We start from the raw sequence: 17337 nt of genomic DNA on the forward strand, positions 1-17337 counted from the left end.
CGATGATGATTATTCAAATTCGTCGCCTTAATTATTTTCAGTAGGATAGGAAATCTGCTACGCAAACGTTTTCGTTTTCTGTTAGAATGCACCTGAAACGGATGCCGAGGTGTCTATTTTGGAATTAAAACATGGTTTGGATTGATTACGTTATTATCGCCATTATTGGCTTCTCGGCATTAGTTAGCCTGATTCGTGGGTTTATTCGTGAGGCATTATCACTGGTCACCTGGGGATGTGCTTTCTTTGTGGCAAGCCATTTTTATACTTACTTAGCGGTCTATTTCACCCGTTTTGAAGATGAATTGGTACGTAACGGGATTGCTATCGCGTTGCTGTTTATTGCTACTTTGATTGTCGGTTCCGTGGTGAACTATGTGATAGGTTCTCTTGTGCAACGGACTGGATTGTCAGGTACTGATCGAGTACTGGGGGTCTGCTTTGGGGCATTGCGTGGTGTGCTGATTGTCGCTGCTATTCTGTTTTTTCTGGATACATTTACACCATTGGCTCGAAGTGAGGATTGGAAACAGTCACAATTGATCCCGCAGTTCAGTCATATCATAAGGTGGTTCTTTGACTACCTGCAAAATGCGTCAAGTTTCTTGCCGGAGAAATATACCTCTCCGTTTGGCTGATGAGGAAGAACTACATGTGCGGTATTGTTGGTATCGTCGGTTTTACACCGGTTAACCAGTCGATTTATGATGCGTTGACGGTGCTTCAGCACCGTGGGCAAGATGCTGCAGGCATTGCCACTATTGATGGTAACAATGGGTTTCGTTTACGCAAAGCCAATGGCTTAGTGAGAGACGTATTTGAAGCCCGGCATATGCTGCGTTTACAGGGAACGATTGGGATTGGTCATGTTCGCTACCCGACAGCGGGCAGTTCCAGTGCATCGGAAGCTCAACCGTTTTATGTGAACTCTCCATTTGGTATTACATTGACACACAATGGTAATTTGACGAATGCTCATGAGTTGAAGAAAAAGTTATTTGAGAATGCCCGTCGCCATGTGAATACCACGTCAGATTCTGAGATTTTGCTTAATGTTTTTGCTAGTGAACTGGATTGTTTCCAGCATTATCCATTGGAGCCTGACAATATTTTTGCGGCGGTAGCGGCAATGCATAAACAGGTGAGTGGTGCTTATGCCTGCATTGCGATGATTATTGGTCATGGGTTAGTTGCTTTCCGTGATCCGCATGGTATTCGTCCGTTGGTTTTAGGTAAGCGTACTTTGGATGATGGCCGTAATGAGTATATGGTCGCTTCTGAAAGCGTTGCATTGGATACGCTAGGCTTTGAATTCCTGCGGGATGTTGCATCAGGTGAAGCGATTTATATTACTGAACAAGGTCAGTTATTTACTCGTCAATGTGCTGAAAATCCTTCTCTGACCCCCTGTTTATTTGAATTTGTCTATTTGGCTCGCCCAGATTCCTTTATTGATAAAATTTCGGTTTATAACGCCCGCATACGGATGGGGCATAAGCTAGGGGCGAAAATTGCCCGCGAATGGGAAGACTTACATATTGATGTGGTTATTCCAATCCCCGAAACATCTTGCGATGTTGCGCTAGAAATTGCGCGCATACTCGGTAAACCCTATCGTCAGGGATTTGTGAAAAACCGTTATGTTGGTCGGACATTTATCATGCCTGGGCAACAGGAACGCCGGAAATCAGTTCGCCGTAAACTGAATGCTAATCGAGCAGAATTCCGTGATAAAAATGTGCTATTGGTAGATGACTCTATTGTGCGTGGTACAACGTCAGAACAGATTGTTGATATGGCTCGTGAAGCCGGCGCGAAGAGAGTTTATCTTGCTTCGGCAGCACCGGAAGTACGTTTCCCGAATGTTTATGGCATTGATATGCCCAATGCAAATGAACTGATTGCTCATGGGCGTGAAGTGGATGAAATTCGCCAACTTATTGGTGTAGATGCATTGATATTTCAGGATTTAACCGATCTGATCGACGCTGTTCGTGAAGAAAACCCGGATGTTGATGGGTTTGAGAGTTCAGTATTCAATGGCGTTTATGTTACCAAAGACGTTGACCAGACTTATCTCTATTATCTGGAGAATCTGCGTAAAGACGATGAAGTAAAACTGAATAATCAGAATGAAATTGAAAATCTGGATATCTATAATGAAGGTTGATGACTTTCGGGTTTAAATAGTTGTTCAGTGTTTGTATGAGGAAAGAATGAAAAGATTGATAGTAGGGCTTACAGGAGCAAGTGGGGCCATTTATGGTATAAGGCTACTGCAAGTTTTACAACCAGTTGAAGGGGTAGAAACACATCTGGTTATCAGTCATTCCGCTCGCCAGACACTGGCACTTGAAACAGATTATAGTTTACGGGATGTGCAGGCGCTGGCTGATGTTGTATATGACAACAGAGATATCGCTGCTGCCATCTCTTCAGGTTCATTCAAAACTTCGGGCATGGTAATTCTACCATGCTCAATGAAAACCCTTTCAGGTATTGTCCACAGTTATACTGATGGATTAGTAACCAGAGCGGCAGATGTTGTATTGAAAGAAAGTCGTAAGTTAGTGCTTGGGGTGAGGGAAACGCCATTGCATTTGGGGCATCTCAGGCTGATGACTCAAGCGGCAGAAATTGGCGCGGTGATTATGCCGCCTGTGCCTGCATTTTATCATCAGCCTCAACAGATTCAGGATATTATTGACCAGACGGTTAACCGAGTGCTTGATCAGTTTGATATCGAGCTACCTTATGATCTATTTACCCGCTGGCAAGGGGCTAAAAGCGTTGAGATTTAGCAAAAACCGCCGTAAACCCTTGCCCAGTGCGGGTATATAAGGCGAAAAGCCCAAAGGGTTTTAGGGCTGGCTACTGCGACGTATCCTGACTGAATGGATATCTGCCTGTAAAACAGGCTAAAATGAATGCTCTTTATCAATGAGCGCTGAATATGTTAAGAGCGACCAAAGTCCGCATCTACCCCACCCCCAAAGAGCCGGAAATGCCGCTGCATAAGCGGATCTGGCAATGCCCGGTTTTTCATGTCGAACATGACCGCGATATCAATGCGGCGATCAACATCCAGCGCAAGGGCATACTGGAATTACAGGCGGCGGGACTCGTCGTTTCTGCCCACGGAGGCCAGCGTAAATCCGTCATAAAGACGGTTGCGGCCTGAGAAGTGGGAAGCCTCGCCGTTTTTTACGGCGGGGAGCAGTCACTGTCTAGTAAGTCTTGAAATGCCTCTTTTAGCTGAAAATAGCGGAAGCCAAAACCTGCTTGTTCCAAGTTATGCGGTATTGCCTGTTGTCCGCCCAGTACCAGTGCCGCAGCTTCTCCCATCAGTAATTTCAGCACAAAAGCAGGTGTTCGGATAATAGTAGGACGGTGTAATACTTCTCCCAGTGTTGCGGCAAATTGATCATTATGTACTGGATAAGGGGCGGTCATATTAAAAGGACCACTCAAACCAGGTGTCATTAACAGGTAATAGATACCATTCACCATATCGTCAATATGAATCCAGGGCAGATACTGTTTTCCGCTCCCCATAGGGCCACCAAGCCCAAGACGGAACAAGGGAAGCATTTTTTTCAATGCTCCGCCGTTTTTTGCCAGTACAACACCAGTACGTAAAAGACAAACACGGGTTTTATCACTGGCTGCCTGTAATGCAAGTTGTTCCCACTGTTTACAGAGCTGATGAGTAAATTCATCATGAGGTGGCTCATGCTCTGTGACAATTGTTTGATTCTGATCCCCGTAATAGCCTACCGCAGAGCCGGAAATAAAGACTTCTGGTGGTGTCTGGCTGGCATTAATGAGCTTGCTGAGTTGCTCTGTTAATGTCCAGCGGCTCTGGCACAGCTTCTCTTTTTGCGTTGAAGTCCATAGTTTGTTTGCTATGGGCTCGCCAGCAAGATTGATTACGGCATCAAAATCGTTGAGATCGGTTTTATCTTTCAGGCTGGTCCAGCATTCAGCTTGATTGCTGAATAGAGAATAAACTTTTTGAGGTGAGCGGCTTAGAATAGTAATGGAATGGGATAGGGAAAGAAGTTGGCAAACCAGACGGCTACCAATCAAACCTGTTCCTCCAGTGATTAAAATACGCATAACCACTCCTATAACCTAAATTGTTGATAATAAGAACTATAGCATATAGCAGAGATATCAGGGTTGGTGGTTAAAGATATAGCTATCTGTCAGCCTGATCAAGTTTTGCGGGGAAATAGTTACCCCGCAGACAGATATTAAGCTTTGCTATAGGCAATTTGAGTGGCGGGGCGCTGACTGATAGTGTCAAACCATTTTTTCACTGCCGGATAATCATTCAGATCAATATTCTGACGTTCATAAGCACGAACCCACGGATAAGTTGAGATATCAGCAATACTGTATTCCTGACCGCCCAGATAGGGTGTTTTTTCCAATTGGGTATTCAGGACTTGATACAAGCGCTTTGTCTCTTCCTGATAACGATTAATCGCGTAAGGGACTTTTTCCGGCGCGAAATGACTAAAATGGTGATTTTGTCCTAGCATCGGGCCAAAGCCACTGATCTGCCAAAACAGCCATTGCAGGCTTTGAACACGCTCACGCATATCTCTGCTGAGTAACTTGCCCGTTTTTTCTGCCAGATAAGTAAGAATGGCTCCAGATTCAAAAATAGCGATAGGTTTACCGCCATCGATTGGTTGCTGATCAACAATAGCGGGAATCTTATTATTGGGTGAAATGGCAAGAAATTCAGGTTTGAATTGATCTCCTGCGCTAATATCAATTCGATGAATATTATAGGGAAGGCCAGCTTCTTCCAGGAAGAGTGTGATTTTATGGCCGTTTGGCGTTGGAGCATAATACAGATCGATCATGGGACCTCCAGTGGAACGTGTAATTGTATGACACATTACCATTAATTTGTGCAGTGTGTAAGGTATGCTGATATGAGACCAATGATCATTACAGCGGTCCTAGTTTCTTTGATGTGTTTTTTCATCCTCAGGCATATTAACCGCCTCGTATGTTATGGCGGTGTTGATTCGTTAACGCAACAGAGCCTGAATAATGATCTTCCTGAACAGCACGACAGGAAGATCTATTAACTATTAATAAAAAGGTGATTAGCTTTTCTGCTTGGAGAAAAGCGTACTTATTTGGAGCTTGTTTTTATGCTGCCATCCGCGTTAACTGTTGCCCGATTTCCTCCGTACAGATCTTTCCTGAAAATAGAGTAATCTGTGTGGACATCATCACGGCCTTCTAATTCTGCCAATATTTCCTGGCTGGATACGCTAAACCCTTTGGCATGGATAGGAGAAGAAAAGGGTTCGGTATAGAGATTCAATCCCCACTGAGGCGCTAAACCGTGGTTAGCCGCACCTAAATTAACTTCAATCATAGAGTGATGATTATCATCAACCAAATAACCCGTTGCCAGCCATCGAGTCAGTTCTTTCATTTCCCGCTCCCCACGTTGAATTGATTGCTCTGGTGATTCCCCGTTAGTAGGCGCACCTAAAGCAAGATCATTTTTCAGGCCCGCACTCAACAACCTGGCCGCAGTAATAAAACGGTCCGTAGTACCGGAAGGTGCAGCGACAGTTGGCAAATTGTGTAAAGCTGCATCCTTGGAAAATCCTGTATTTTCTTTCACATTCCAGACAGAAAAGCCATTGCCACGTTGTACGATAATGTTTTCCTTAGCTAATTCTTGATGTGCTTTGATAGGTTCTGACTGACCAAATTGATAGTCAGTTCTATCCAGCCGGTTGCGAGGATTTAAACTGGCAAATGCCAACTCTCGGTTGGTCAAACGATTATCGGCCTCAAGTGAAGCGGCGGTTGACCAGACGCTATCCTTATCAGGAGCCGGTGCTCTGAAATCATTTTGGACTTTTGTAAGACTATTGCCAGCCAGAGCCGGGTTACTGATAACTTCTTGCCCATTTGCCTGTTTAGTCACCTGATATAATTCGGGATTTTCAGAGGCATTAAATTTATTTTCATTTTTAAAAGTGTAAAGCGCTAATTGGTCCGGTAAGGGCTTTTCCTTAGTGGAACCACGGGCAGGTGCAAAGTTTTTACTTTCCAAGTAACCAATATCAATTATATCCTTGAATTCTGATTTCAATTCAGGTGATGAATAAACTTTCTCCAGAGTATCGCGGAAATAAGCTGAGTTGGTAATATCATAGTAAGCAGTGGCCTTCTCCCTCAATGTTAGCGGTTCAGTATTCGCTCTATCAGGTCTCACACCATTTTGCCGTGCTTCGCTAATGATTCGAGTAAATCCACCTGCGCCAAGCTGACCGACAATACTAAAACCGGGTTTATCACCGGTATAAGCATTAAGCATTTTAGTGATTGCGGTTAATTCATTACCCTCCGCTCGAACGAAAAGTTTCACCAGGTTGGATAAGAGAGAATCAACCGTTTTGTGGGCAGCGGTGCTTTCGCTGGCTAAACGAGAAATATTAGCTTCAATTTGTTTATTGGCCACGACGGATTTTTCATTCCATCCTGTAATAACCGAGGTTGGTGCTGTAAGTGGATTATCAATGGTATTATTTAATAATGGCTCGCAGCAATGGCAAGTTTTATCTGTTGCAGTTGGTTGATGTAATTCAGTTTGATGAATATCAATTCTGGTATTAGCTCTCTGTATTGAAAAATCTGGCATACTTTTTCTCCATTATTTTATTGTGTTTTCTTCTATGAGACTTTTTAATTCACGATCTTAAAAATATCTCAAACTAAAATATCGTGGGCTGAAGCGGAGGTGGCAAGCTTAGTTTCAGGAAAAGGGAGTTCAGCTCTTATTCTTTGAAGATTTCCTAGAATATTAGCCAAATCAGTCGCATCGATTCGCTCTATATCTTGAAGTAAACAGAGACGAATAGTTTGAGTTGGCTGATGCAATGCGAGCCATGCTCCTCCAAGTATATTTATATTACTATTTAATGAGAGCCAAAATTCTGCATCATGATTAACAAACGAAGCTACTGTATGATGAAAAGTCAGCATTGATCCCGTTGAATCTACTTCTAACCACCAAGGGCCATAATCGCCAATGTTCAATTGCACTGCGCCGGTAGAGAGATTCAACATAATATTGGTTTGGGCAGCAAAATCTGCGCATAATTTTTCTAACCTGGACATAAATAAATATCATCAAAAAAATTAATAGTAAAATATTGCCCAAATTATGTGGCCGAAGCACAGGATCGTCTATCAAAAACAGGCAATGATATTGTAAAAATTAATCAGACAATGGATTCTGTTGTGTTAATGAAGTGCAAGTGCTCCCTTGCTGTCGTAATGCATCTTGAAATCCATAGGGTATAGTTTTTATGAAGAACTAAGCTAAATCTAACGAGATAAGGCGGCATGATAAATCTCAATACCCGATTTGGCTATGATTTCCTCTGGTTCTCGTAGACTGAGAAGATAGTCAGGTGCTAGCGAGCAGTGGGTATAAACATAAAGTTTTTATTATTTGATTCATTAAGAACAAAATTTAATGATTAATCATGATAGTTTGTATGGATAATATTTTTTTCATATAAATCAGACTGTTTTTTTTAATTTTGTGGCAATGATAATTCCGTGTCAGTCGGGATAAATTTATGGTTTTTATTTTTTGTGGATCTAGTTTTTGTGAAATTAAATAAATCAATGATCTGCATTGTTATTTTGCTGCCATTTTTTACCTTATGTTTTTCATAATTATATTCGTTTTGCATTTGTTGAATTTTATTACAATTACAGACTTGAGTGAATGAATTTTCTCTCCCACTATTATTAGTGTATCGACCTGATAATAAGTGTCTAATTAATATTCCAGAATAAAAAAAGGGAGATAATAATTATGAGCGAATTATGCCCACGTGACATTATTGATAGCCAAAAAATGACAGAAAATTGGGTGGAGTTTCAATTAGTTGATGAACAAGGTAATCCATTAGTGAATATGCCTTATCGTCTGATAAGTAGCGGGAGGTTGCGAGATGAACGCAAAGGTGTGACTAATAATCAAGGATTGCTTAGGGAAGAAAGCTTATCATCTGATGCGGTAACGTTATATATCAGTGCTCAACCATTAGCTGATGAAATGGAACAGCGTCCATTACGGGAAAAACGCAGTATTAGGGCATCAGTTGTCCAACCAAAAGCAGAAACGGAAGGTCATCAATACCGTTATGTGACGATTGGACAGATAAGTGATGATTTGCCTGTAATTGATAAATGGATAGAAGAGAAACCGCCACGTTATCATTTCCCAGATTCGGTACCGAAAGGTTTTCGGGTTCTCTCAACAAACTGCCGGTATGTTTTGGAAGTATGTCCGTTTCGTGCATGGGTACTATTGTTACATCATCAGAAAGATTATTCCCTGGTGAATGCTTATAATTTGGCATTAATGGGATTGCTGTCATATTTTGATGATAATGTTGATATAGCAGGTTCTATTACTCATTTTTTTAACCGACAAATGCTGGATATATCTCAATTACCGAGTAAGGTGGAAAAAATATCGCGTACTCCCATTGTTTATGATGTGCCATTTAGTGAACGTTATACTGATGTTGTATTTATTGATTCAAAAGCGGGTGAAAGTGGGATAGGAGATACGGAGTTATTTTATGTCGCTAATCAACAGGAAATTATTGTTAGCTGGCGGGGAACGGCGAGTGTTGATGACGCCATTACTGATATTATGTATCAACCATTGAAATTGGGTTGTGAACCAGATGGTGTATGCAGTGGTTTTATTAATAATGGTAAAGTTCATAGGGGATTTTGGGAGGCATTTAATCTTATTGGTCAGTTAAAAGCTCCCGGTTCTGATGAAAATGTGTTTGATAAAATTATTGATTTAGCTAAAAACCGAAACGTATTTGTTTGTGGACATAGTTTGGGGGGCGCTTTAGGGTTATTGCATAGTGCCCAACTGAAAAAATATCATCCTTGTTTATATAGTTATGGGATGCCGCGAACATTAACCCGTAGTGCGGTACAAGAATTGGAAGATATTACACATTACCGTCATGTGAATGAAAATGATTTGGTTCCCTCTATGCCGCCGGAAAAAGATTTGGATAACTGGCTTTATAATTATTGGGGACCATTAGGTTATCTATTTAGTACCATTGAATTATTGGGTCTGACAAAAGGTCAGGAAGTTTTCTTACATCATGGGGAAATAGTTCATTTTTATAAAGCTGATCTTATTATTGAAACTTTAAAAAAGAGTGATTCAAACGATCTTATACGGCTCACGGAAATATTACCTGTCATGGCAAAATTGTATTTGATTCCGTCATTGAATCATGAAACGAAAGATAATATTAAGGTAGCATTGGAGATTCAGAAAGAATTTTTTAAACAGATAAGCGACGCTGATAAGAATAAGTGGTTTCCACGTAATGCAAACCCAACTTTGAAATATGCCTTGGGGGTGCCTGATCATCGTATGCTTAAATATATTCATTACATTGGAGATCGAATTGCAGAGTTGTTTGTGCCAGACAAATATTATTTTTATCAAGATCAGAAGAAATTATTTGAAAATACAATGAATGAAAGGAGTGATATTGTTCCTGATATTCGGCAACGTAATACACTATTTTTGAATATGGATAACCAGTTAGAGCAAGCACTTATCGATACTCTACAAGATAAACAGGGTATTTTGGCCTTAACGCGTTATACCAATATTGCCACACGGATTGAGAAAGAGTTATGATGAAATAAAGGTGAATAAATTAAATATTAAGATTAGTGAATTGGCATTTATAACCAAATAATAGAACGCTAGAAAATAATGTCGCCATAATGAGGATGATGGTTGAGATTCTCTTTTCTAATTTACAGGGTTGATAAGATGAAGCCATTAACCCTGTTATCATTACCAGTAAAAATCTTATCGGACTACAGTTTCGTTGCAGTTCTATTTCAAGTTTAGCGAAAAGGTTGCATGAGTTGTCCGAAACGAATAACTTCGTAGAGTCCCTATCGATTTGGTTGTTTTGAGTAAAATAAACATCTTGTAGATTTGCAATTTTCTGCTAATAAAAAAGGTTTTTGAAGATGGAACAAGAGAATCAAGAGAACGTAGTGAGTGTTGAGTGGATTGATATCATTAATGAAAATAATGAAGTCATTGCTCAGGCTACGCGTCGGCAAATGCGCGCCCAACGTTTACGACACCGTGCGACTTATATTGTCGTTCACAACGGGATGGGAAAGATTTTGGTTCAACATCGTACAGTAACTAAAGATTTTTATCCGGGAAAGCTGGACGCGACCGCAGGTGGTGTTGTGATGGCGGGTGAAAATATGCTGGATTCTGCCCGGCGCGAAGCAGAAGAAGAGTTAGGTATTGCCGGTGTGCCTTTTGCAGAACATGGTAGTTTTTATTATGAGGCAGAGGATTGCCGTATCTGTGGCGCATTATTTAGTTGCATCAGTCATGGTCCGTTTGCTTTACAGGAAGCGGAAATTGATGATGTGTGCTGGTTGACGCCGGAGGAGATAACCGCTCGCTGTGATGAATTCACTCCTGATTCGCTGAAAGCACTTTCTCTGTGGCTGACACGTAATAACGATTTTGATGCAATTATTGTCAATAGAAAAAAATGAGAATAGTCCAAAAAGAATTATCCAATTAATCTGAGTAAAAATTAATGAGGTTGTACATTCTTATTGATGAAATGCTGGAGGATGGCTGGCGGCCATCCTCCAATACGGCCACACCGTTCTTTCGAGGTTTTGGGCAAACTGTTAATAACGTGCCGTTTATCCAAGCCGGTTGTTTACGGAACTGGCTTGGTGTTAGACCAAATGATTGCTTGAAGGCCCGGCTGAATGATTCCGGGTTTTGAAAACCTGCGTCCAACGCAATATCGATGATTTTTTCTAGCGGATTGAATGCCAGACGATAGGAAGCACGCTTTAATCGCATTAATTGGATATAGCGTCCTACCGGTATACCGCAGTAATTGGCAAACTGTCTGTGAAAGTGATAACGCGAAAAATTCGCTACCTCACTCAGTTGTTCCAATGTGAGCGGCTCATCCAAATTTTAAATGAAGCTCTAATCGTGTAAGGGAGAAAATAATAGCACATAGCAGGGCAATGAATTGAAAGCGCATTAGGTAGTAAAAAGAGTATGAAGATTTTAAGCCTCTTGATCTTATTAATGAAAATAACCGGATTCTTTAGGGATGAGAAACTCTATGGGGATATAATTGTTATTGTTGAATAATAGATAGCGTTTAAAAAAATCAGGCTTGAATAATGGTTGGTGTTTAAGAAATAGAATATTTGGGAAAGAAAAGACTATTTGTTGTTCTATTGTTGTGATTTAATGGATTTGGTAGAAGTAGTGAAAGATATTGTATGGCCCAGATAATCTGGGTATTCGCTATGATATACCCTATGGATTTCAAGTTGCATCGCGACGGCAAGGGAACGAATCCCCGGGAGCATAGATAACTATGTGACCGGGGTGAGTGAGTGCAGCCAACAAAGAGGCAGCTTGAAAGATAGCGGGTATAAAAGCATTTCTCGATATTAGAGTGCCTTAATAGGTATTGTCAGGAATTAGGATCATGTGGGACCAAATCATAGCTATCTGATTCAGCCGTGGATGAGGACCTTTTTATATAACGGTTATCCATTGGAGTTTAGAATCAGCATTCTAAGGTTAAGGGCTTACAATGTTCTTTTGGACAGGATCATGGAATGGTTATCACATTGTTTGGGGATCGGTATGAGTCAAAATTAACGAGTTATAGAGGTTTAACATGGCGTTTTCATCAAGACAGAGTTTGCATTATTTAGAACTCAAAATTAAAGAATTACATGAGATATCATCCAAGCTTAATTTTAGATATCTTTCTGATGCTAGAAGCGGAAGTCGTTTCCTTTTTGAAATAAATGAACTCATCAGAACGGTTAATCATGAGATAGGTACAAATTGCTTGTCTGTTGATGGTGGTATTGCAATCTTGCAAGATGAAATAGATAACCTGAAGAGACAGGAATTTGACCTGTTAATGAATGATAGCCAGATATATATGATTGTTCAAAAAGAAAAAAAAGAAGAAGAGGATGAAGAAACCAATTTAACTTTGAAACAGATTGGTTTTGTTAGTGGCGGTTCTCAGATTTTTGCCGGTCTTGGAGTATGTGTGGCCTCTCTTGGCGCCGCTTGTGCCGGTTTTGGTGTACCTCTACTGATACAGGGAGGAAATAATGTTTATGAGAATGGGTATTACCTGTTATTAAGAAAAGAGGTTTCAGGTCCGGTAAGAGATGTTTATCGTGATGCAGCTAAAACCCTTGGTTATAGTGGAGCTGATGGTGATAGAGTTTACGGCTATGTAGATCTGGCGTTGTCTGGGTACGGAATGGCAAGATCTGTTGTGAGGCCCGGAACTTTTCGTTTATTTCGGTATATAAAAACTGATTACATCAGAGGGTGGCAGGTGATGGGGAGGATACCTTTGCTTGCTGAGATTACTGGTGATCTTGTGACTAGTTTCGGTATTTATTCGATTTCTAAAGGTGAGAAAAATGAATGATGATGTGACATTATCCTATTACAATGTCTTTTTTGTAATTATTTATTACACAATGTCTATTTTCGTGCTTATTGTACTGTTTAAGTTGAGGGGGTACGTAAAAATTTATATTCAAGCGGTTGTTTTTACTGTTATTCTTTTGGTTTTTACTGTTATTCAATATAATATTTTATTAAATGGCGGCGTTCTGATATATATATATCCACATTATTTTAGTATTTATGATTATAGCTCAATTCGGTTTGGTGCTTTGTTTTTCTTTATTGTATATTGCTGTCTGATGCCTGTGAGCAAATTTGATCGTGAGGAAAGAGAAAAGCAAAGTGGAAATGATGGTGAAAAAAATGAATGATGATGTGACATTATCCTATTACAATGTCTTTTTTGTAATTATTTATTACGTAATGTCTATTTTGGTGCTTATTGTACTGTTTAAGCTGAGTGAATATGTCAGGGGCTATATTAGAGAGGTGATTTTTACTGTTATTATTGTGGTTGTTGGTGCTATTCAATATGGTATTTTTGTAAATGGTGGTGTGCTGGTATATATATTCCCACATTATTTTAGCATTGACGATTATGATTCAATTAGATATGGTGCGAATTTTCTTATATTTTTATATCCTTGTCTTATTCTTATAGATAGACCCTATAGTAAAGAAAAGGAAAGCAGAGATAATGGTGAAAAAGATGAGTGATGGTATAACGTTATCCAATTATAATATCTTTTTTGTAATTATTTATTACGCAATGTCTATTTTGGTGCTTATTGTACTGTTTAAGTTGAGGGAATATGTAAGGGGTTATATTCGAACGGTGCTTTTTACTGTTATCTTTGTGATTGTTAATACTGTACAGCATAACATTGCTGTAAATGGCGGTGTACTGGTATATATATTTCCACATTATTTTAGTATTTATGATTATAGATCAATCCGGTTTGGTGCTTTGTTTTTTGCAATTGCATATTCTTGTCTTCTTACTATGAATAAACCTGATAGTGAAGAAAAAGAAAAAGAAAAAGAAAAAGAAAAAGAAAAAGAAAAAGAAAAAGAAAAAGAAAAAGAAAAAGAAAAAGAAAAAGAAAAAGAAAAGAATTGATATTTATTCAATGGATTACAGAGTGAAGTTTATTTTGAAGTTTATCTAAATACCTCCCGTTTGGGAGGTGGTATTTTATTGAGAGTTAATATACCGTATCTTCCCATATACTATAACCGCCGGTTCCTGCGATAATATGGTTCCACGTTATACTTTTATATATTAACGATAGCGTTTCTTGAGGTTGCTGGTCATTATTTTCTAAAGAGTTGGGATGGAGTACACTGTATTCCAATATTTGAGCTCCGATTAGCTTTAAATTAAAATATAATTCTAATCCTCCATTTAAACTTGTCCTATAATGGTTAATAAAACAATCCATTACTTCATTATTGGAAATTGCAACACCTAACAGAGGCGTTGATTTATCAACGGGTTTTCTAATTATCACCGGTTGATGTTTAACGTTTTTCTTACGTAACATTGAGTGGCTCAAACCGTAAACCAGAATTTCATCTTGATGGTTAACTTGGTATTTATTACCAATCGAGTCAATTGATGAACAACCTGCGGAGATGAGTCCCTGATTTTTCCCTTTTATCGTCAGATAGATTAAGTCAGCCAAAATATATTTACTCCTATGTCATTGGTATGAATGATGTAGATAAGAAAGTAGTTTGGTTTTCAGACTCATCTCTCTTTCTTCTAACTTTCGTCATGCTGCCAAGAAGGTAAAACATAAGTATGCTTGCCTGTTTGGAAAGCATATTTAAAAATATTCCAAGTTAGTATCAAAGAGGAGAATGCTAATCAAGGCTCTTTCCATTCCTCAAAAATAGCGCAATTCGATCAAAAGTCAACCTTTTTGGTTGGTTTTAAAGCAATTGTTTATTGGCGATATCGGTATTATTAACACGATATTCAGTAATGCAGATTATGACTTTGAGAGATTCTGTTGGGAATTATTACTTGTTGATTTTAGTGATAAGCAAGGAAAACGTAGCGTTATTTCTGGAGGATAAATATGAATAGAGGTTTATAAAGAAAGAACGTGGAAGAGAATGAGGAATATTTATGCTACGTTAGCCCTTCTGGTTGCAAATATATACTGCTTCACAGTATAGTCCTGAGAAGTAAAAACATGATCAGAGTGTACTGGTTTATTATGAGAACCCTGTAAATTAATAATTTATTAATCTACGAGATGTTAGTGGTCTCCAAATATAGAGCTATACTTGGATCTAAATTTAGAACTATATGTGACCATGTTAAGTGGAGGTATTCTATACCCTATGGATTTCAAGATGCATCGCGACGGCAAGGGAACGAATCCCCGGGAGCATAGGTAACTATGTGACCGGGGTGAGTGAGTGCAGCCAACAAAGAGGCAACTTGAAAGATAACGGGTATATATGTTACAGAAGGTTATGTGTGGTTACACCATACCCATAAGCAAGTTCAAAGCCAATCCTAGCGCGGCTTTGGCGGAAGCCCAAGGAGATGCTATTGCTGTCTCATCAAACAATCAGATTCAGTTTTATGCCGTGTCTGCACATATGTATGAAGAGATTATTAATTTTGTTGAGTTTGCTCAACGAGGGACAACTGAGTTAAAAAATATTCCAGCCAATTTTACTGGTGAAGGTTTGGATATGGATCAGGTTGCTACTGAGATGGCAACGAAACTCAAACATGGTTCCCTGTACTTAAGGCCGATAAAAAAGTGAATCAGAAAGCAGAACCTAGGATTCAACCCAAAAAGAAAGAGTTCAATAAGATAAAGGCAGATAATTCTGTCAGGAAACTATCATCTGCACAGAAGCAAGATCGTGACGCTCGTTTCTCAGCACGTCGAAAAGCTTTAAAGGAGTCAATCCTATCAGATTCAATCTGGTTGACCTCAGAGGCTGTTTCAAATGGATATGGGTTTAAATCCAGCAATAAGAGTGTAGGGCCAAACAGATGGAAAAACAGTAATAAGATTTTTGCGATTACGATTGATGGTAAAGATTATTTTCCTCAATATGCTTTAGATGAAGATTTTAAACCGCTTGATATTATTAAGAAAATCATCACATTATTTGGTGATAAGAAAACCTCTTGGGGATTGGCTATTTGGTTTGGTTCGAATAATAGTTGGTTAGGTAATAAGAAACCCAAAGAAGTTCTGAGAACAATGCCAGAGCAAGTACTTATTGCCGTTAGGGAAGAATTGGAAGGGGGTGGGCATGGTTAAGAGAAAAGACCAAAAATTACAAGGAGCGTCAAAATCCCCGGGTAGGATATTTTATCCCGGGTAATTTAGTGATTTAAACGATGTTATATTTTATCGTTATATTGAAGTGTTTTATACCCTATGGATTTCAAGATGCATCGCGACGGCAAGGGAGTGAATCCCCGGGAGCATAGGTAACTATGTGACCGGGGTGGGTGGGTGCAGCCAAAAAGAGGCAGTTTGAAAGATGACGGGTATATTTATTTTATTTCTGGCATCACACCAATAAACGATCTCTTCTTCCTGGGTCCAGACATTAGGGATTCAAGTTGTTCAACACATTTCAGATAATGAGGGGTTTGCTTGTGTGTGTTAGCCGCTTTTTCATCAACATAGGCTTCATAAATATAAAAGCGGGTAGGGATATTTTCGTCCCGTAATACATCAAAACGTAAATTGCCTGCTTCTTTAATTGATCCCAGATGATTAAGGCGAAAAATTTCAATAAATTCGTCTAATTTATCCTGCTTAACATTAATTTCAACCAAAGTTACGTGCATCTCAATTTCTCCTTATTGTTTTTCACTTAAAAATAACTCGTAAGCTTTGCTGGCACCCTCATTCTGATGTACAACGGCTTGAACCGCTTTTAACATGGCAACCGGTGCTTCGGATTGGAATATATTACGGCCCATATCAACACCGGCAGCCCCTTGATCAATGGCCTGGTAACACATCTCTAGAGCCTCTTTTTCTGGTAGCTTTTTACCACCTGCAATCACAATAGGAACTGGACATCCACTGGCAATACGTTCAAAGCCAGTATCGACATAGTAAGTTTTAATAATTTGCGCGCCCATTTCGGCCGCAATTCGCGTTGCCAGAGAAAAATAGCGCTGATCCCGAACCATATCTTTACCAACGCCGGTAACTGCCATCGTTGGCATACCGTAACGCATTCCCTGATCGACTAATTTGATAATGTTCTTAATTGATTGATGCTCATATTCAGAGCCGATATAGACCTGAGCAGCTACTGCACAAACATTCAGGCGTAAAGCATCTTCCATCGCAACCGCGACCGCCTCATTGGACAGCTCCGTCAGAATCGAGTTGGCGCCGGAAGCACGCAAGACCACCGGTTTGTTGGTCGCGGGTGGAACTTGGCTACGCAAAATACCACGGGTACACATCAAGACATCGGTATGGGAAAACAGCGGAGCAATATTGATATCGATGCGTTCAAGCCCGGTTGTTGGCCCCTGAAAATAACCGTGGTCGAAAGCCAACATCACCGTTCGATTGGTTTTGGGATTAAAAATGCGTGAAAGTCGTGATTGCATTCCCCAGTCCAGTGCGCCGCAACCTTTCAGTTCAAACAGGCTGTTCTTCTGCGGGATATCAATACCAAAATCTTTACCATCTTTAATATCATCTAAATCTGCCATTTTTCTTCTCCTAACTCACTTACATTGGGCCAGCAACCCT

At 39.7% G+C, this 17337-nt stretch carries 20 protein-coding genes and 2 pseudogenes; 13 read left to right on the top strand and 9 right to left on the bottom strand.

Annotated features, from left to right (window positions below):
• Window positions 1–131 precede the first annotated feature (131 nt).
• The 4 genes and pseudogenes from cvpA to CKY02_RS06955 all read left to right on the top strand — a co-directional run.
• Complete coding sequence (gene cvpA / locus CKY02_RS06940; protein WP_036778783.1) at window positions 132–638, top strand: colicin V production protein; 507 nt, start codon at window positions 132–134, stop codon at window positions 636–638.
• Window positions 639–652: 14 nt separating this feature from the next.
• Window positions 653–2170 (top strand): amidophosphoribosyltransferase, encoded by a 1518-nt coding sequence (purF, locus tag CKY02_RS06945; protein WP_112894725.1) that lies wholly within the window; start codon window positions 653–655, stop codon window positions 2168–2170.
• 46 nt (window positions 2171–2216) lie between these two features.
• Window positions 2217–2801 carry a UbiX family flavin prenyltransferase gene (locus CKY02_RS06950; RefSeq protein ID WP_112894726.1) on the top strand — a complete coding sequence of 195 codons (585 nt, stop codon included), beginning with the start codon at window positions 2217–2219 and terminating at the stop codon, window positions 2799–2801.
• A gap of 191 nt (window positions 2802–2992) precedes the next feature.
• A pseudogene (locus CKY02_RS06955) lies at window positions 2993–3181 on the top strand (zinc ribbon domain-containing protein); the annotation flags it as partial.
• Between the two features lie 23 nt (window positions 3182–3204).
• Here the strand turns inward: CKY02_RS06955 and CKY02_RS06960 are convergent.
• From CKY02_RS06960 to CKY02_RS26220, 5 genes are all read right to left on the bottom strand, one after another.
• Window positions 3205–4119: a TIGR01777 family oxidoreductase gene (locus tag CKY02_RS06960; RefSeq protein ID WP_112894727.1), complete on the bottom strand. Its 915-nt coding sequence runs from the start codon at window positions 4117–4119 to the stop codon at window positions 3205–3207.
• Window positions 4120–4256: 137 nt separating this feature from the next.
• Window positions 4257–4877, bottom strand: a complete 621-nt coding sequence (yfcG, locus tag CKY02_RS06965) for a GSH-dependent disulfide bond oxidoreductase (RefSeq protein ID WP_112894728.1) — start codon at window positions 4875–4877, stop codon at window positions 4257–4259.
• Between the two features lie 278 nt (window positions 4878–5155).
• Entirely contained in the window at window positions 5156–6685 is a 1530-nt protein-coding gene (locus CKY02_RS06970; protein WP_112894729.1) for a type III effector, read from the bottom strand.
• 68 nt (window positions 6686–6753) lie between these two features.
• Window positions 6754–7164: a type III secretion system chaperone gene (locus CKY02_RS06975; protein ID WP_112894730.1), complete on the bottom strand. Its 411-nt coding sequence runs from the start codon at window positions 7162–7164 to the stop codon at window positions 6754–6756.
• A 104-nt stretch (window positions 7165–7268) separates the two neighbouring features.
• Window positions 7269–7394, bottom strand: a complete 126-nt coding sequence (locus CKY02_RS26220) for a hypothetical protein (protein ID WP_274382161.1) — start codon at window positions 7392–7394, stop codon at window positions 7269–7271.
• A 479-nt stretch (window positions 7395–7873) separates the two neighbouring features.
• Here CKY02_RS26220 and CKY02_RS06980 point away from each other — a divergent pair, with 479 nt between their 5' ends.
• Window positions 7874–9751, top strand: a complete 1878-nt coding sequence (locus CKY02_RS06980; protein ID WP_112894731.1) for a lipase family protein — start codon at window positions 7874–7876, stop codon at window positions 9749–9751.
• Window positions 9752–10095: 344 nt separating this feature from the next.
• Complete coding sequence (gene yfcD, locus CKY02_RS06985; protein WP_112894732.1) at window positions 10096–10647, top strand: NUDIX hydrolase YfcD; 552 nt, start codon at window positions 10096–10098, stop codon at window positions 10645–10647.
• 154 nt (window positions 10648–10801) lie between these two features.
• Here the strand turns inward: yfcD and CKY02_RS06990 are convergent.
• A pseudogene (locus CKY02_RS06990) lies at window positions 10802–11086 on the bottom strand (helix-turn-helix transcriptional regulator); the annotation flags it as partial.
• A 727-nt stretch (window positions 11087–11813) separates the two neighbouring features.
• Here CKY02_RS06990 and CKY02_RS06995 point away from each other — a divergent pair.
• From CKY02_RS06995 to CKY02_RS07010, 4 genes are read left to right on the top strand one after another with little or no spacing between them, the layout of a single operon-like run.
• Window positions 11814–12593 (top strand): DUF4225 domain-containing protein, encoded by a 780-nt coding sequence (locus CKY02_RS06995; RefSeq protein WP_112894733.1) that lies wholly within the window; start codon window positions 11814–11816, stop codon window positions 12591–12593.
• Entirely contained in the window at window positions 12586–12945 is a 360-nt protein-coding gene (locus tag CKY02_RS07000; protein WP_065390350.1) for a hypothetical protein, read from the top strand. The genes CKY02_RS06995 and CKY02_RS07000 overlap by 8 nt, the downstream gene beginning before the upstream one ends.
• Entirely contained in the window at window positions 12938–13291 is a 354-nt protein-coding gene (locus CKY02_RS07005; protein WP_112894734.1) for a hypothetical protein, read from the top strand. Before CKY02_RS07000 ends, CKY02_RS07005 begins: the two co-directional genes overlap by 8 nt.
• Window positions 13284–13694, top strand: a complete 411-nt coding sequence (locus CKY02_RS07010) for a hypothetical protein (RefSeq protein WP_146747399.1) — start codon at window positions 13284–13286, stop codon at window positions 13692–13694. Before CKY02_RS07005 ends, CKY02_RS07010 begins: the two co-directional genes overlap by 8 nt.
• Window positions 13695–13779: 85 nt before the next feature.
• Here the strand turns inward: CKY02_RS07010 and CKY02_RS07015 are convergent, their stop codons facing one another.
• On the bottom strand, window positions 13780–14259 hold the full coding sequence (locus tag CKY02_RS07015) for an Hcp family type VI secretion system effector (RefSeq protein WP_036813932.1): 480 nt from the start codon (window positions 14257–14259) through the stop codon (window positions 13780–13782).
• 647 nt (window positions 14260–14906) lie between these two features.
• On the opposite strand from CKY02_RS07015, the gene CKY02_RS24415 reads away from it, so the two are divergent.
• The 3 genes from CKY02_RS24415 to CKY02_RS07030 are packed head-to-tail and all read left to right on the top strand — an operon-like array spanning window position 14907 to window position 15870.
• On the top strand, window positions 14907–15086 hold the full coding sequence (locus tag CKY02_RS24415; protein ID WP_162120151.1) for a hypothetical protein: 180 nt from the start codon (window positions 14907–14909) through the stop codon (window positions 15084–15086).
• Entirely contained in the window at window positions 15047–15361 is a 315-nt protein-coding gene (locus CKY02_RS07025) for an antitoxin of toxin-antitoxin stability system (RefSeq protein ID WP_112894736.1), read from the top strand. Before CKY02_RS24415 ends, CKY02_RS07025 begins: the two co-directional genes overlap by 40 nt.
• Window positions 15358–15870: an MbcA/ParS/Xre antitoxin family protein gene (locus tag CKY02_RS07030; protein WP_112894737.1), complete on the top strand. Its 513-nt coding sequence runs from the start codon at window positions 15358–15360 to the stop codon at window positions 15868–15870. The genes CKY02_RS07025 and CKY02_RS07030 overlap by 4 nt, the downstream gene beginning before the upstream one ends.
• 239 nt (window positions 15871–16109) lie before the next feature.
• On the opposite strand, the gene lsrG is transcribed toward CKY02_RS07030, so the two are convergent.
• Both lsrG and lsrF read right to left on the bottom strand, forming a co-directional pair.
• Window positions 16110–16409 carry a (4S)-4-hydroxy-5-phosphonooxypentane-2,3-dione isomerase gene (gene lsrG, locus CKY02_RS07035; protein ID WP_112894738.1) on the bottom strand — a complete coding sequence of 100 codons (300 nt, stop codon included), beginning with the start codon at window positions 16407–16409 and terminating at the stop codon, window positions 16110–16112.
• A gap of 12 nt (window positions 16410–16421) precedes the next feature.
• On the bottom strand, window positions 16422–17297 hold the full coding sequence (gene lsrF, locus CKY02_RS07040) for a 3-hydroxy-5-phosphonooxypentane-2,4-dione thiolase (RefSeq protein ID WP_112894739.1): 876 nt from the start codon (window positions 17295–17297) through the stop codon (window positions 16422–16424).
• Window positions 17298–17337 lie beyond the last annotated feature (40 nt).

Source organism: Photorhabdus bodei, assembly GCF_003287735.1.
Classification (GTDB): Bacteria; Pseudomonadota; Gammaproteobacteria; order Enterobacterales; family Enterobacteriaceae; genus Photorhabdus; species Photorhabdus kayaii.

Bases quoted from the DNA above. Each gene is read 5' to 3' on its own strand.
- cvpA (WP_036778783.1), top strand. From the start codon at position 132: ATGGTTTGGATTGATTACGTTATTATCGCCATTATTGGCTTCTCGGCA.
- purF (WP_112894725.1), top strand. From the start codon at position 653: ATGTGCGGTATTGTTGGTATCGTCGGTTTTACACCGGTTAACCAGTCG.
- CKY02_RS06950 (WP_112894726.1), top strand. From the start codon at position 2,217: ATGAAAAGATTGATAGTAGGGCTTACAGGAGCAAGTGGGGCCATTTAT.
- CKY02_RS06960 (WP_112894727.1), bottom strand. From the start codon at position 4,119: ATGCGTATTTTAATCACTGGAGGAACAGGTTTGATTGGTAGCCGTCTG.
- yfcG (WP_112894728.1), bottom strand. From the start codon at position 4,877: ATGATCGATCTGTATTATGCTCCAACGCCAAACGGCCATAAAATCACA.
- CKY02_RS06970 (WP_112894729.1), bottom strand. From the start codon at position 6,685: ATGCCAGATTTTTCAATACAGAGAGCTAATACCAGAATTGATATTCAT.
- CKY02_RS06975 (WP_112894730.1), bottom strand. From the start codon at position 7,164: ATGTCCAGGTTAGAAAAATTATGCGCAGATTTTGCTGCCCAAACCAAT.
- CKY02_RS26220 (WP_274382161.1), bottom strand. From the start codon at position 7,394: ATGCCGCCTTATCTCGTTAGATTTAGCTTAGTTCTTCATAAAAACTAT.
- CKY02_RS06980 (WP_112894731.1), top strand. From the start codon at position 7,874: ATGAGCGAATTATGCCCACGTGACATTATTGATAGCCAAAAAATGACA.
- yfcD (WP_112894732.1), top strand. From the start codon at position 10,096: ATGGAACAAGAGAATCAAGAGAACGTAGTGAGTGTTGAGTGGATTGAT.
- CKY02_RS06995 (WP_112894733.1), top strand. From the start codon at position 11,814: ATGGCGTTTTCATCAAGACAGAGTTTGCATTATTTAGAACTCAAAATT.
- CKY02_RS07000 (WP_065390350.1), top strand. From the start codon at position 12,586: ATGAATGATGATGTGACATTATCCTATTACAATGTCTTTTTTGTAATT.
- CKY02_RS07005 (WP_112894734.1), top strand. From the start codon at position 12,938: ATGAATGATGATGTGACATTATCCTATTACAATGTCTTTTTTGTAATT.
- CKY02_RS07010 (WP_146747399.1), top strand. From the start codon at position 13,284: ATGAGTGATGGTATAACGTTATCCAATTATAATATCTTTTTTGTAATT.
- CKY02_RS07025 (WP_112894736.1), top strand. From the start codon at position 15,047: ATGTTACAGAAGGTTATGTGTGGTTACACCATACCCATAAGCAAGTTC.
- lsrG (WP_112894738.1), bottom strand. From the start codon at position 16,409: ATGCACGTAACTTTGGTTGAAATTAATGTTAAGCAGGATAAATTAGAC.
- lsrF (WP_112894739.1), bottom strand. From the start codon at position 17,297: ATGGCAGATTTAGATGATATTAAAGATGGTAAAGATTTTGGTATTGAT.